Consider the following 13,290-nt stretch of genomic DNA (forward strand, 5'->3'; position numbering starts at 1 on the left):
CAGCTCCCACATTCAGCCATCGTTTGGACGATTCCCAGATGGGAGAGGTAGCCTCGGTGAGGTTTGGCTCTTCCCGTGAGCCGACGCGACTCCCCAACACGATAGAGCGAGGATCCATGAGCATCGGTGGTCCCGGGCACCGTCCCTCCAAGAACGAGCGACGCGAAGCGGCGCGCGAGAAGGCAAAGGTCCAGCGCGAGGCCCAGCGCAAGAAGGACCGCCGCAACCGCGTCCTCCTGCAGGGTGGACTCGTCGTGGTCGTTCTCGCCATCGTCGCGGGAGTGGCCGTCATTATCGCCACGGCGATCCGTCCGGCATCCCCCGGCCCCGCCAACATGGCGAGCGACGGCATCGTGTTCGGGCAGGACATGAAGGTCGTGCCCTCCGACGCTTTGGCCGCCGGCGCCGAGCCGCAGGCCACGAAGACCGACCCGAATGTGCCCAACATCCGCATCTATCTCGACTACCTGTGCCCCTTCTGCGGCCAGTTCGAAGACACCAATGCCGAGCAGCTCACGAGCTGGGCCGAGTCCGGCACGGTCACGGTCGAGTACCACCCCATCGCCTTCCTCACGAGCAAGTCGGCCGGCACGCAATACTCACTGCGCAGCGCCAACGCGGCCGCCTGCGTCGCGAACTACTCGCCCAACGACTGGCCCGCGCTGAACAACGCGCTCTTCGCTAACCAGCCCGAAGAGGGCACGGCCGGTCTGACGAACGAGCAGATCAAGAAGCTCGTCGCCGACACCGGCACATCCGAGGCCAAGAAGATCGACTCGTGCATCGACGACTTCACCTACAAGTCGTGGGTGCAGAACGCCACCGACCGCGCGCTCGGCGAGCCCATCCCCAACTCGTCGCTCGAGAAGCTGCAGGCCACCCCCACCATCCTGGTGAATGACAAGCAGTACACGGGCTCGATCACCGATGCCAAGGAGTTCCAGGCGTTCGTGCTGTCGACGGCCTCCGAGACCTACTCCACGTCGAGCCCCACGCCCACCTCGGGCGAGACGGCCGAGCCGAGCGAGACTCCCGCCCCGAGCGAGACTCCCGCTCCGACTCCCGCCCCGTAGGCGCGCGTTTCGGCCGGGCCGCTCGGGCGACCGAGTGGTCTGGTCGGCCCCCATCCGATAAGGTTGGGATGCTTCAAAGCTGCTGCCTTGGCGCAGTCTGGTAGCGCAGCTGTCTTGTAAACAGCAGGTCGTCAGTTCGAATCTGACAGGCAGCTCAGATGTAGCAACAGAATGCAGACACCCGTCGGTCCCCGTGACCGGCGGGTCTTTGCATGTGTGGGCTGAGTACGTGCGGGCCGGTGACAGACGGCCGGGCAGGTGGAGTGCCGCGGGCATTATTCGGCTTAGTGCGCGGTTGTCCTCGGATGCCGGTGCGCTCGCGCTCGGCGCGAACAAGACGTAAGGGACAGATACGTATGACAGACAACAATTCCGCAGCAGCAGGGGACGCGGACCGGTCCGCCACGGATTCCGCCACGACTTCCGCCACCAGCCCCGCAACCGCTCCCGCAGCCGAGACCGCCGTGGGCGATGCTCCGGCCGCGAAGAAGCCGCTGCCGGCTGGCCTGGCCATTCTCATCGCCGTTGTCGTAGGCGGCGGCATCGCGGCTCAGGCCCGCATCAACGGCGAGTTGTCGGCGCGCGCGGGCGACGGTTTCGTGGCGGCGTCGATCTCGTTCGGCAGCGGCCTCGTCATCCTGATGGTCTGCCTGCTCGTCATGCGATCGGGCCGCGCCGGTGTCGCTCGTGTCTGGGGCATGCTGCGCAGCGGCACCATGCCGTGGTGGACCGTTCTCGGCGGACTCGCGGGCGCCTTACTCGTTCTCTCTCAGGGCCTCACGGCTGCCCTCGTCGGCGTCGCCCTCTTCAGCGTCGCGGTCATCGCCGGTCAGACGGTCAGCGGCCTCCTGCTCGACCGTGCCGGTTTCGGCCCGACAGGCGTCGTGCGCATCACCGTGCCGCGCGCCGCGGGGGCCATCCTCGCCCTCATCGCCGTCGGCTGGTCGGTGTCGGGACAGCTCGGCGGACCCGTGCCCGTGTGGGTGCTCATCCTCCCGCTCATCGCCGGTCTCGGACTCAGCTGGCAGCAGGCCGTCAACGGCCGCGTGAAGGTTGCCGCCCAGAGCACGCTCGCGGCCACGTTCGGAAACTTCGTCGTCGGCACCGCGGCACTCGTCGTGGCCATGCTCATCCACTCGTCCTTCGTCGGTTGGCCCTCGTCGCTGCCGACCGAATGGTGGCTCTACATCGGCGGTGCGATCGGCTGCGTCTTCATCGGGACGCTCGCCTGGCTCGTGCAACACACGGGCGTGCTCGTGCTGGGGCTCGCCTCGGTGGCCGGTCAGCTTCTCGCCGCGATCGCGATCGACGTGATCTTCCCGAGCGACGCCACCCACCTGGGCTTCGCGACCTTCGGCTCGACGGCTCTCGCATTGTGCGCCGTCGTCATCGCGAGCGCACGCTGGAAGCGCCGCACCCGCTAGCCGCGCACGCGGGACGCGCCGCGCCTGGTAACTGCGCACGCCGAAAGTGTCGCACCCGGTAATAGCGACACGCACAGAGGGGCGCTCCGTGATGGAGCGCCCCTCTGTGCGAGCTGCCGACGGTGTGGCTAGAGCGCCACGGCCTCGTTCGAGTTCTTACTCGATGTGGCTTCCTTGCTCTTCTTGTCCTTCTTGCTTTTCTTGTCTTTCTTGGTCTTCTTCGACTTCTCGCCGGCCGGCGCAACCGGCACCGGGTGGAACTCGTCCTCGCTGTCGGCATCCGAGCTGGCTGTCACACCGGCCAGAGCGTGGGGATGCAGCGGCTGCAGGAACTGCTCGGGGTCGATGAGCTTGCGGCGGCCGGGCCGGGCGTTAGCGGGGAGACCGCCGACATACAGCCATCCGAGCAGCTCTTCGTTCTTCTCCAGCTTGTGCATCTTGCGCACCGACTTAGCGCGTGTGTAGTGGCTCGTGCGCCAGAACACGCCCCAGCCGGCGTCGTGCAGAAGCAGGCTCATCATGTGTGCGACGCCTGCGGCCGTGGCCTCCTGCTCCCAGGGCTGAACCTTGCTCTTCTTCACGTTCGCCACGATGGCGAGGATGAGTGGAGCCTTCAACGGTTTGCTCGAGGGCTTGCTCGAACCCTCGGCCTTGCCCAGAGCCCGGGCCAGTTCGAGTCGGGCGTCGCCGCGCAACTCGATCAGGCGCCAGGGGCGGAGCGAGGAGTGGTCGGCCACGCGGCCGGCAGCCTGCACCAGGGGGAGGAGCTCGGCGTGGGTGGGAGCATCCGAGGTCACTTTGGACCAGGAGCGCCGACCCGCGACGATCTCGACGAGGTCGGTCACTTATTCGCTCGGGGTGAAGCCGAGGGCGAGCGAGTTCATGCAGTAACGGTCGCCCGTGGGGGTGCCGAAACCGTCGTCGAACACGTGGCCGAGGTGCGAGCCGCACTTGGCGCAACGCACCTCGGTGCGCACCATTCCGAGGCTTTTGTCTTCGATGAGCTGGACGGCCTCGGGGTCGACCGACTCGTAGAAGGAGGGCCAGCCGCAGCCGGAGTCGAACTTCGTTCCACTCTTGAAGAGCTCGTTGCCGCACGCCGCACAGGTGTAGAGACCGGAGCGGGCCTCGTCGAGGAGTTCACCCGTCCACGGGCGTTCGGTGGCCGCTTCGCGGAGGACGGCGTACTGGTCGGCGGGAAGGTTCTCGCGCCACTCGGCGTCGCTCTTGTTTACTTCGTAAGTCATGGTGCCTCCTGCGGTCATAGACAGATCACTCTATTAAACCGGGCGGAGCTGAATATTGTTCCCGCGTGACATGATGCCGGGATGGATCGAACACGCGCCTGGTACGAGCGTTTCGCGCGGCAGGAGGCGGCGGGGCGCTCGCCGCTCTACGTCGCCTGGGCCGAGGGCGTGGCGGCCGACGATGAGGTGCTCGAGTTGCTGGGCGAGTTGCCGCCCGAGAAGCGTCAACCCAATCTGCTGTTCGCGAGCGCCCGGTGGTGTGGGGCCGACGATGGGATGGGTGAGGTGGCGAGCCCGCGGGAGGTGCCGAGCCCGCGCGAGACGGTGAGCTCGCGGGAGAGGGCTAGCGCGGGAGCCACGATCGGTGCCACGGCCGGGGCGAGCTGGGGCGGCGAGGTCGGAGCCGACGTGGGAACACGGGTTGCGGCGGGTGCGGACGCTGACAACGGTGGCACGTCCTACGCGGCCTTTCGCGGATTCGTCGTCTCGAACTGGTCGAGGGTGGCAGAAGAGATGCGCCTCCGGTCTACTCAGACGAACGAGCCGGGCCGCACCGCGAGCATCCTGCCGGTGTTGGCGCAGATCGACGAGGCCGAGGGGCCGCTCGCTCTGATCGATGTGGGGGCGTCGGCCGGGCTGTGTCTCTACCCGGACCGCTACAGCTTCCGATTGACCAACTCGAGCAGCGTCCGGAGCCTCGACGCGGAACCCGGCGCTCAGATGCTCGACCCGGATGACGGCATCGGGCGTCTCGACGCGGAAACCGGCGCTCAGAAGCTCAACCCGGATGACGGTGTCTGGCGTCTCGACCCGGAAGACGGGCTCAGTTCGGTCGTGCTGGAGACGGTGGTCACGGACTCGGCGGGCCGAAACGACGCGGCACTCGACTCGGCTGATCGGGACGAGCACACCAGGGATGCCAGCGAGACGACGGTGCCTGCAGGTCGGGATGCGGCGCAGGGCTCGGCTGAAGCGACCCGAGCGTCGCTTGTGCTGCCGACACGCATGCCGCGCATCGCGTGGCGTGCCGGTATCGATCTCGCGCCGATCGACGTGCGGGACGCCGAAGACATCCGCTGGTTCCTGACGCTCCTGTGGCCCGAAGAAACTGAGCGGCGCTCGCGGATCGAGGCGGCGCTCGAGATCGTGCGCCGCGACCCGCCGCTCCTCGTCACGGGTGACGCCGTGGATGATCTCGCGGCCCTCGTCGCGCAGGTGCCGGCCGGCGCGACCCCGGTCGTCGTCACGGCAGGGGTGCTCGCGTACCTGCCCCCGGCGCGGCGCGAGGAGTTCGCCCGGGAGGTGCGGCGGCTGGGCGTGCGGTGGATCTCGAACGAGGGGGAGCGCGTGCTGCCGGCGGTGGCCGAGCGACTCGCGCGGATCGAGGGGGCAGGGGCTGCGGCATCCGAACCGGGTCGTTTCATCGTGGCCCTCGATGGCGAACCCCTCGCCGTGGCCGGACCACACGGCCAGTGGCTGCGGTTTCTCTGAGCGCTCGTTTCGACAAACGCCGCGAGCGGTGAGCGGGCGCTCAGGTGGCGCTGGATAGTATGGCGCTCGTGAGGAGGCCCGCCTGATGTCGACACAAGCTCAAAACGATGCTCGCACCACCACAGACCGACTCGACGAACTCTCGGCAGCCATCCTCGATTTCGAGAACCGCACGTGGCGCGAGCAGTCCGTCAAGGACGAGGCCATTCGCAACACCTTCTCGCTGAGCCCGGCCCGCTACTATCAGTTGCTGGGCGCACTGCTGGAATCCCCCCTGGCGGTCGCCTACGATCCGTTGCTCGTCAACCGACTCCGCCGCCTGCACGACCGACGCCTCGCCCGTCGCGACGCACGTGCCCGGCGCAGCCTGTGAGACGAGCGGATGTCGCCCGGTGCGACGCCCCTGACCCGACCCAGAGGACCAACGACTAAGCCATGGGACAGAGCTACCCGAAAGACCGGTTCGACGAAGCACCGCGCGACCTCAAACGCGTCGGTGCGCACCGTGCGCCCGCGAAGCGCCGCGGCTGGATCGGGTTCGTGGTCGCCGCCGTCATCACGCTCCTCCTCGTGGCCATCGGTGCCGTAGCCATCAACGTGCTGAGTGACCGCGTGCAGTTCACCGATACGCCCGTCGCCTCGGGCACCGCACCCGCCAGCGAGGTGCCGACCGCCGCGCCCACCATCGACCCGAACGCCGAGATCGTCGTGCTCAACGGCACGAAGACGGCCGGTCTCGCCGCCACGGCCATCTCGCAGCTCAACGCCGCGGGCTGGGAGCAGAGCATCACGCCGAGCAACTCCACCTCGACCGACGTCGAGACCACCATCGTCTACTACCGGGATGCCGCTCAGGAAGGTGTGGCCCGCGGGCTCGCTCAGGCGCTCGGTGGCGCGACCATCCAGTTGCTGACCGAGACCGAGGCGCCGGATGCCGGAGCCGACGGTGAGGCCACCACCATCACGATCGTGCTCGGCACCGACTACACGCCCACGACCACGGCCCCGTAGGGCTCGGTCGCCGGCTTCGTCGTTGCCGTTGAACGTGGCGTGACGACGCCGGCAGAATCTCGCGGACACACGTCGTCATCGGGCCTGAAACTGCCCGCATATTTCGGCAATGTTTAATTCTCGTTGAATTGTTGTACGCAATCGCGATATCGGGTCATTTACCCGTTGACCTGGCGGTCCATTTCATTACTATCTGGAATTGGTCACACATTTTGCGGTCAGTACGCTCCATCCGGATCGGCCTCGATATGCACGATGGCTGCATCCTCACATATGCAGTAGACCCCGCACAGGCACAAGGTTGGTGCGGCAATAACACAGCAACTGGGAGTTACTCATGGCGAACGGGACCGTGAAATGGTTCAACGCTGAAAAAGGTTTCGGCTTCATCACCGTCGACGGAGAGGGACAGGACGTCTTCGTCCACTATTCGGCGATCGACATGTCCGGCTACAAGGTTCTCGAAGAGGGCCAGGCCGTCGTGTTCGAGGTCGGCACCGGGGCAAAGGGCCCGCAGGCGGAGTCGGTGCGCCTCGCCTGAGACCGCATCAACGATCAATCGAGAACGCCGCTCGCGCATCGCGGGCGGCGTTCTTCATTCCCGGTCACGCGGCTTGCACTCGGTGGGGGAGAGTGCCAGAATCGTGTTAGCACTCGATCAACCTGAGTGCTAAATACGTTCATGACGTCCGGGAGGGACGAAAAACACAATGGCTAAGATCATTGCTTTTGACGAAGAGGCCCGCCGCGGCCTCGAGCGTGGCTTGAACACGCTGGCCGACGCCGTCCGAGTCACCCTCGGGCCCCGCGGCCGCAACGTCGTACTCGAGAAGAAGTGGGGCGCCCCCACGATCACCAACGACGGCGTGTCCATCGCCAAGGAGATCGAACTCGACGACCCGTACGAGAAGATCGGCGCCGAGCTGGTCAAAGAGGTCGCCAAGAAGACCGACGACGTTGCCGGTGACGGCACCACGACGTCCGTCGTCCTGGCTCAGGCCCTCGTTCGCGAAGGACTTCGCAACGTGGCCGCCGGTGCCGACCCCATCAGCCTGAAGAAGGGCATCGAGAAGGCCGTCGCCGCCGTCTCGGCCGAGCTCATCTCCGCTGCCAAGGAGATCGAGACCAAGGAAGAGATCGCCGCCACGGCATCCATCTCGGCCGCCGACCCCCAGATCGGTGCGATCATCGCCGAGGCGATCGACAAGGTCGGTAAGGAAGGTGTCGTCACCGTCGAGGAGTCGAACACGTTCGGCACCGAGCTCGAGCTCACCGAGGGTATGCGCTTCGACAAGGGTTACCTGTCGGCCTACTTCGTGACCGACGCCGACCGTCAGGAAGCGGTCTTCGAAGACCCCTACATCCTGATCGCGAACTCGAAGATCTCGAACATCAAGGACCTTCTGCCGATCGTCGACCAGGTCATCCAGTCGGGCAAGCAGCTCCTCATCATCGCCGAGGACGTCGACGGCGAAGCTCTCGCGACGCTCGTCGTCAACAAGATCCGCGGCATCTTCAAGTCGGTTGCCGTCAAGGCTCCCGGCTTCGGTGACCGTCGCAAGGCCCAGCTGCAGGACATCGCCATCCTCACCGGTGGTCAGGTCATCAGCGAAGAGGTCGGCCTCAAGCTCGAGAACGTGACGCTCGACCTGCTGGGTCGCGCTCGCAAGGTCGTCATCACCAAGGACGAGACCACCATCGTCGAGGGTGCCGGCGACGCCGAGCAGATCGCCGGTCGCGTTGCTCAGATCCGTAAAGAGATCGAGAACACCGACAGCGACTACGACCGCGAGAAGCTGCAGGAGCGCCTGGCCAAGCTGGCCGGCGGTGTTGCGGTCATCAAGGCCGGTGCCGCGACCGAGGTCGAGCTCAAGGAGCGCAAGCACCGCATCGAAGACGCCGTTCGCAACGCGAAGGCAGCCGTCGAAGAGGGCATCGTCGCCGGTGGTGGTGTCGCCCTGATTCAGGCCGGCAAGACCGCTTTCGACAAGCTCGACCTCACGGGTGACGAGGCGACCGGTGCCAACATCGTGCGCGTCGCCATCGACGCCCCGCTGAAGCAGATCGCCCTCAACGCGGGCCTCGAGCCCGGCGTCGTGGCCGAGAAGGTTCGCAACCTGCCCGTCGGACACGGCCTCAACGCCGCGACCGGCGAGTACGTCGACATGCTGGCCGCCGGCATCAACGACCCGGTGAAGGTGACCCGTTCGGCTCTGCTGAACGCCGCCTCCATCGCCGGTCTGTTCCTCACCACCGAGGCCGTCGTCGCCGACAAGCCCGAGCGCAACGCTCCGGCCCCGGCCGACCCCACCGGTGGCATGGACTTCTAAGTCCTGCACACACGAGAGGCGTCCTCCTTTGGGAGGGCGCCTCTCGCCGTTGAACCGCACGGCGAGTACGTGCGCGTGAGCACGTTTGCGAAGTCGTGGTCGTAGTCGTAGTCGTGGTCGCAGCCCTGGAGCTGCAGCCGTGGCGGTAGGCGCAGCCGGAGTAGTAGCCGTGGCCGCAGGTGCAGGTGCAGGTGCAGGTGCAGGTGCAGGTGCAGGTGCGGGTGGGGCCCTAGTCCCAGCCGCACCCGCAATTGCAGTCGCAGTCGTAGGGGCAGCCGCAGCGGCAGCCGCGGCCGCTGTTGCTCGCGCGAGCGGGTGGCGTGCGAGCTAGCGGGTGGCGGGGGAGGCGTCGCCGCCGCGCGGAGCGAGCTCAGCGGCGCGCTGGGCGTCGAGGAGCGGCAGGGTGACACGGAACGTCGCTCCGCCGCCCGGGGTCTCGTCGACCGTCACAGTGCCCTCGTGGGCCCGGATGATCGACGACACGATGGCCAGCCCGAGGCCGCTGCCGCCGGTCTCGCGCGTGCGAGAGCTGTCGGCGCGCCAGAAGCGCTCGAAGATCTTCTCGCGGATCTGCGGGGGAACGCCCTCGCCGTGGTCAATGACCGCGATGGTCGCGGTGCCCGTGGCGGGGTTGGCCGAGACGCCGATCTCGATCGGGCTTCCGGGCGGCGTGAACCGCAGCGCGTTGCCGATGAGGTTCGTCACCACCTGTCGGATCTTGTTCTCCTCGGCGTAGACGAGCGCGGGCGTCTCGGGGCGCACACCGTCGAGTCCCTCAGACGCAGCCAGGTCGATGATGTCGTGTTCGTCGGTGTCGCGGCCGACGCCGGGCGCTCCGGAGCGGGGGCGACGTGACCGGAGGCGTGCGAGCGTTGCGCCGGCGTAGGCGATGGGGCCCGTCGCCGCGGCCGGTCCGGTGCCATCCGCGCGCGAGCGCCGCACGAGAGGGGACGTCTGGCCGTCAGTGGACGCACTGGTCGGCGCGCCAGAAGCATCGGGTGCCGTGTCTCCGGTGCGCGCAGCCGCAGCGGCAGCGGCCTGAGGGTCGGTGCCCGCACCCGCGCTGGCACCGGCGGAGGCGAGTGCGCCCGCAGCGGCACCGAGAGCCGGGCCGGAAGACGTGGCCGGGGTGGCGCGCAGCGCGGTCTGAGGCGGGTTGTCGGCGACGACGGTGACCGTGCGATCTTGCGACGCGGCGGATGCATCCATGGCGGCGTCGCGGGCGATCGGGGTGAGGTCGACGACCGTGCGCATGAGCGGCTTCGTCTCGTCGAGGCGCGCGAGCTCGAGCAGGTCTTCGACGAGGCCACCCATGCGGATGGCTTCTTTCTCGATGCGTTCCATGGCCTGGGCGACGTCGTCGGGGGTCTGCAGGGCGCCCATGCGGTAGAGCTCGGCGTAGCCCCGCACGGTGACGAGGGGCGTGCGCAGCTCGTGGCTGGCGTCACCCACGAAGCGGCGCATCTGGCTGATGGTCTTGCTGCGGTCGGAGAACGCCTGGTCGATGCGGTTCAACATGGTGTTGAGCGAGCGGTTCAGGCGGCCGACCTCAGTGTTGGGGGTCGAGACGCTGAGGCGTTGGCTGAAGTCACCCTTGGCGATGGCGGCGGCGGTGCTCTCGACATCCCGCAACGGCTGGAACGTGGATGTCACGAGCAAACGTGTCAGCACGGCCCCGAGAATGATGACCCCGAGGCCCAGGCCGAAGAAGATCGTGAGGTAGGTGGCAACGACATTGTCGGTTTCGCGCATCGACATGGCCACGACGGCGACGCCCGTGCTGCGCCCGTCGTCCCAACGGATGGGGGCAGCCACCGCCGAATAGGTGATCGCCCCGTTGGCGTTGTGCAACTCGAACGGCACCAGGTCGCGCCCGGCCGCCTGTTCGAGGGTGAAGATGGCCGGCGGCACGGGAAGGGTGCTCGACGGCTTGCTGCGCCACGTGTTGCCCACGTATTCGCCGGTCGGGTTGTAGAACGCGACATAGAAGTCGGAGTTCGACCCGTCGAGCACCACGTCGTTGTCGACGAGCCCCGCGATGTATTCGTTCTGTGCCTGCGCCTGCAGCTTGGCGTTGACCTGGTTGGTCAGCGCCGGCTTGAGGATGGCGACCGTGCCGACTCCCGCGAGCAGCAACCCCATGGCGAGGACGATAACGGTGACACCGGTGATCTTGGTGCGCAGCGAAATCGAATTCCACCACTCGGAGAGGGAATCGTTCATTGGGTGCGGATCAGGCCTTACCGGTCTTCAACATGTAGCCGAAGCCACGCTTGGTCTGTATGAGGGGTTCTGACGAGAACTGGTCGAGCTTGCGGCGCAGGTAAGAGATGTAGCTTTCGACGATTCCCGCGTCACCGTTGAAATCGTACTCCCACACGTGGTCGAGGATCTGGGCTTTGCTGAGCACGCGGTTGGGGTTGAGCATGAGGTAGCGCAGCAGCTTGAACTCGGTGGGGCTGAGCTCGATGGCCGTCTCGCCCACGAGCACCTCGTGCGTGTCCTGGTCCATGGTGAGCTCGCCGGCGCGGATGACCGCGTCTTCGTCGGCGTGCATGGTGCGTCGCAGGATGGCCTTGATGCGGGCCACGATCTCGTCGAGGCTGAAGGGCTTGGTGACGTAGTCGTCGCCGCCCACCGTGAGACCCGTGATCTTGTCTTCGGTGTCGTCCTTGGCCGTGAGGAAGAGGATGGGGGCCGTGTAGCCCGAGGAGCGCAGACGCTTGGTGACACCGAAGCCGTTCATATCGGGCAGCATCACGTCGAGGATGATCAGGTCGGGCTCTTCTTCGAGGACGGCCGAGATGGCCTGAGCGCCGTTGCCGACCGCGCGCACCGCGAAACCGGCGAAGCGCAGGCTCGTGGTGAGGAGGTCGCGGATGTTGGGTTCGTCGTCGACGATAAGGATGCGTGGTCCGGTCATGCCCCTAGTATCTGCGTGTTGTCTGCACGTTGTCTGGGAGCGCTGGGGAGGTGCGCAGGGCGCCGGCTCGATGACATCCGAGCGCCCTGCCCCTGCTTACGCCGCGATGCTGTCGGCGTCGAGGATCGTGTAGCTGTAGCCCTGTTCGGCGAGGAACCGCTGACGGTTTTGCGCGAAGTCCTGATCGACCGTGTCGCGGGCAACGAGCGTGTAGAAGTTGGCGGCCAGGCCGGACTCCTTGGGACGCAGCAGACGGCCGAGGCGCTGGGCCTCTTCCTGGCGCGAACCGAACGATCCCGACACCTGGATGGCGACGGTGGCCTCGGGTAGGTCGACCGAGAAGTTCGCGACTTTCGACACGACGAGCACTTGCTCTTCGCCGACGCGGAACGCCTGGAAGAGTCGCTCGCGTTCGTCGACGGGCGTCGAGCCGGTGAGCTGCGGGGCGCCGAGGGCGGTGGCGAGTTCGTCGATCTGGTCGAGATATTGGCCGATGACGAGGATGCGCTCACCCTTGTGCTTCTTCACGAGCTCGCGCACGACATCCAACTTGGCGGGAGCCGTGGCGGCGAGGCGGTAGCGCTCGTCGTCGGCCGCGGCCGCGTAGGTAAGGCGTTCGGACTGCGGCAGGTCGATGCGCACCTCGTAACAGGTGGCGGGGGAGATGTAGCCCTGGGCCTCGATCTCTTTCCACGGCGCGTCGAAACGCTTCGGGCCGATGAGGCTGAATACATCGCCCTCGCGGCCGTCCTCGCGCACGAGCGTGGCGGTGAGGCCGAGGCGGCGACGCGCTTGCAGCTCGGCCGTGAGCTTGAAGACGGGCGCGGGCAGCAGGTGCACCTCGTCGTAGACCACGAGGCCCCAGTCCATGGCGTCGAGCAGGGCCAGGTGCGTGTATTCGCCTTTTCGGCGCGCCGTGAGGATCTGGTAGGTGGCGATGGTGACGGGCTTGACCTCTTTGACCTCGCCCGAGTACTCGCCGATCTCGTCGGCCGTCAGCGTGGTGCGCTTGAGGAGCTCGTCGCGCCACTGGCGGGCCGAGACGGTGTTGGTCACGAGGATGAGCGTGTTGGTCTTGGCCGTGGCCATTGCGCCCGCGCCGACGAGCGTCTTGCCGGCGCCACAGGGCAACACGACGACACCCGAGCCGCCGTCGAAGAAGTTCTGCACGGCCTTGTTCTGGTAGTCCCGCAGGGCCCAGCCGTCTTCCTTCAGGTCGATGACGTGAGGGGTGCCCGGGGTGTAACCCGCGAGGTCTTCGGCGGGCCATCCGAGTTTCACGAGTTCTTGTTTGAGCTGGCCGCGGGCCCAGGGCTCGACGAGGAAGACGCCGGGGGCCGGGTTTCCGATGAGGAGGGGCGCGATGCGTTTGGCGTTGGCGACCTCGGCGATGACGGCCTCGTCGAGCGAACGCAGAATGAGGGCGCCCTCGTCATCCCGCTCGATGTTGAGGCGGCCGTAACGCGAGACCGTCTCGGCGATGTCGATGGTGACGGTCTGGGGGATGGCGAACTTCGAGTACTTCTCGAGGGTGCCGATCATGTCCTCGGCCTCGTGGCCGGCGGCGCGCGCGTTCCACAGCCCGAGACGCGTGATGCGGTAGGTGTGGATGTGCTCGGGGGCTCGTTCGAGCTCGGCGAAGACGGCGAGATCGTGCCGCGCTTCCTCCGCGAGAGGGTGCGCGACCTCGAGCAGCACGGTGCGGTCGCTTTGGACGATCAGTGGTCCGTCAGACATAACTGCTCAGTTTAGTCGCGCTTTCTGACAACGGATGACGCGGGCCGCCAGCCC

The 13,290-nt window shown here is 66.9% G+C and carries 11 protein-coding genes, 1 tRNA gene and 1 pseudogene; 8 read left to right on the forward strand and 5 right to left on the reverse strand.

Annotated features, from left to right (window positions below; all coding sequences use genetic code 11):
• Positions 1-116: 116 nt before the first annotated feature.
• The 3 genes from ACUWEX_RS04620 (at position 117) to ACUWEX_RS04630 (ending at position 2,497) form a co-directional block, all read left to right on the forward strand.
• Positions 117-1,073, forward strand: coding sequence for a DsbA family protein (locus tag ACUWEX_RS04620; RefSeq protein WP_079727052.1), 957 nt, complete (start codon positions 117-119; stop codon positions 1,071-1,073).
• A gap of 81 nt (positions 1,074-1,154) precedes the next feature.
• Positions 1,155-1,228, forward strand: a tRNA-Thr gene (locus ACUWEX_RS04625).
• Positions 1,229-1,429: 201 nt separating this feature from the next.
• Positions 1,430-2,497: a DMT family transporter gene (locus ACUWEX_RS04630; RefSeq protein WP_445997256.1), complete on the forward strand. Its 1,068-nt coding sequence runs from the start codon at positions 1,430-1,432 to the stop codon at positions 2,495-2,497.
• Between the two features lie 326 nt (positions 2,498-2,823).
• On the opposite strand, the pseudogene ACUWEX_RS04635 reads toward ACUWEX_RS04630, so the two are convergent.
• A pseudogene (locus ACUWEX_RS04635) lies at positions 2,824-3,342 on the reverse strand (nitroreductase family protein); the annotation flags it as partial.
• Entirely contained in the window at positions 3,343-3,744 is a 402-nt protein-coding gene (gene msrB, locus ACUWEX_RS04640) for a peptide-methionine (R)-S-oxide reductase MsrB (protein ID WP_077053725.1), read from the reverse strand.
• Between the two features lie 81 nt (positions 3,745-3,825).
• Here msrB and ACUWEX_RS04645 point away from each other — a divergent pair, with 81 nt between their 5' ends.
• The 5 genes from ACUWEX_RS04645 to groL all read left to right on the forward strand — a co-directional run bounded on the left by ACUWEX_RS04645 (position 3,826) and on the right by groL (position 8,576).
• Positions 3,826-5,235, forward strand: a complete 1,410-nt coding sequence (locus ACUWEX_RS04645; protein ID WP_445997257.1) for a DUF2332 family protein — start codon at positions 3,826-3,828, stop codon at positions 5,233-5,235.
• 85 nt (positions 5,236-5,320) lie between these two features.
• Positions 5,321-5,608, forward strand: coding sequence for a DUF3263 domain-containing protein (locus ACUWEX_RS04650; protein WP_445997258.1), 288 nt, complete (start codon positions 5,321-5,323; stop codon positions 5,606-5,608).
• A 62-nt stretch (positions 5,609-5,670) separates the two neighbouring features.
• Positions 5,671-6,246, forward strand: coding sequence for a LytR C-terminal domain-containing protein (locus ACUWEX_RS04655; RefSeq protein WP_079727056.1), 576 nt, complete (start codon positions 5,671-5,673; stop codon positions 6,244-6,246).
• Positions 6,247-6,583: 337 nt separating this feature from the next.
• Positions 6,584-6,787 (forward strand): cold-shock protein, encoded by a 204-nt coding sequence (locus ACUWEX_RS04660; RefSeq protein ID WP_077053721.1) that lies wholly within the window; start codon positions 6,584-6,586, stop codon positions 6,785-6,787.
• A gap of 169 nt (positions 6,788-6,956) precedes the next feature.
• Positions 6,957-8,576 carry a chaperonin GroEL gene (gene groL / locus ACUWEX_RS04665; protein ID WP_079727057.1) on the forward strand — a complete coding sequence of 540 codons (1,620 nt, stop codon included), beginning with the start codon at positions 6,957-6,959 and terminating at the stop codon, positions 8,574-8,576.
• A 327-nt stretch (positions 8,577-8,903) separates the two neighbouring features.
• Here groL and ACUWEX_RS04670 read toward each other — a convergent pair whose 3' ends face one another.
• From ACUWEX_RS04670 to ACUWEX_RS04680, 3 genes are all read right to left on the reverse strand, one after another.
• Entirely contained in the window at positions 8,904-10,799 is a 1,896-nt protein-coding gene (locus ACUWEX_RS04670) for a sensor histidine kinase (RefSeq protein ID WP_445997259.1), read from the reverse strand.
• 10 nt (positions 10,800-10,809) lie between these two features.
• A complete protein-coding gene (locus ACUWEX_RS04675) occupies positions 10,810-11,499 on the reverse strand; it encodes a response regulator transcription factor (RefSeq protein ID WP_077053718.1) in 690 nt (229 codons plus the stop codon).
• A gap of 96 nt (positions 11,500-11,595) precedes the next feature.
• Complete coding sequence (locus ACUWEX_RS04680; RefSeq protein WP_077053717.1) at positions 11,596-13,236, reverse strand: DNA repair helicase XPB; 1,641 nt, start codon at positions 13,234-13,236, stop codon at positions 11,596-11,598.
• Positions 13,237-13,290: the final 54 nt, after the last annotated feature.

This window comes from Okibacterium fritillariae, from assembly GCF_052783725.1.

Coding starts and splice junctions, on each gene's coding strand:
- ACUWEX_RS04660 (WP_077053721.1), top strand. CDS start 6,584: ATGGCGAACGGGACCGTGAAATGGTTCAACGCTGAAAAAGGTTTCGGC.
- ACUWEX_RS04670 (WP_445997259.1), bottom strand. CDS start 10,799: ATGAACGATTCCCTCTCCGAGTGGTGGAATTCGATTTCGCTGCGCACC.
- ACUWEX_RS04645 (WP_445997257.1), top strand. CDS start 3,826: ATGGATCGAACACGCGCCTGGTACGAGCGTTTCGCGCGGCAGGAGGCG.
- ACUWEX_RS04650 (WP_445997258.1), top strand. CDS start 5,321: ATGTCGACACAAGCTCAAAACGATGCTCGCACCACCACAGACCGACTC.
- ACUWEX_RS04680 (WP_077053717.1), bottom strand. CDS start 13,236: ATGTCTGACGGACCACTGATCGTCCAAAGCGACCGCACCGTGCTGCTC.
- ACUWEX_RS04630 (WP_445997256.1), top strand. CDS start 1,430: ATGACAGACAACAATTCCGCAGCAGCAGGGGACGCGGACCGGTCCGCC.
- ACUWEX_RS04655 (WP_079727056.1), top strand. CDS start 5,671: ATGGGACAGAGCTACCCGAAAGACCGGTTCGACGAAGCACCGCGCGAC.
- msrB (WP_077053725.1), bottom strand. CDS start 3,744: ATGACTTACGAAGTAAACAAGAGCGACGCCGAGTGGCGCGAGAACCTT.
- ACUWEX_RS04675 (WP_077053718.1), bottom strand. CDS start 11,499: ATGACCGGACCACGCATCCTTATCGTCGACGACGAACCCAACATCCGC.
- ACUWEX_RS04620 (WP_079727052.1), top strand. CDS start 117: ATGAGCATCGGTGGTCCCGGGCACCGTCCCTCCAAGAACGAGCGACGC.
- groL (WP_079727057.1), top strand. CDS start 6,957: ATGGCTAAGATCATTGCTTTTGACGAAGAGGCCCGCCGCGGCCTCGAG.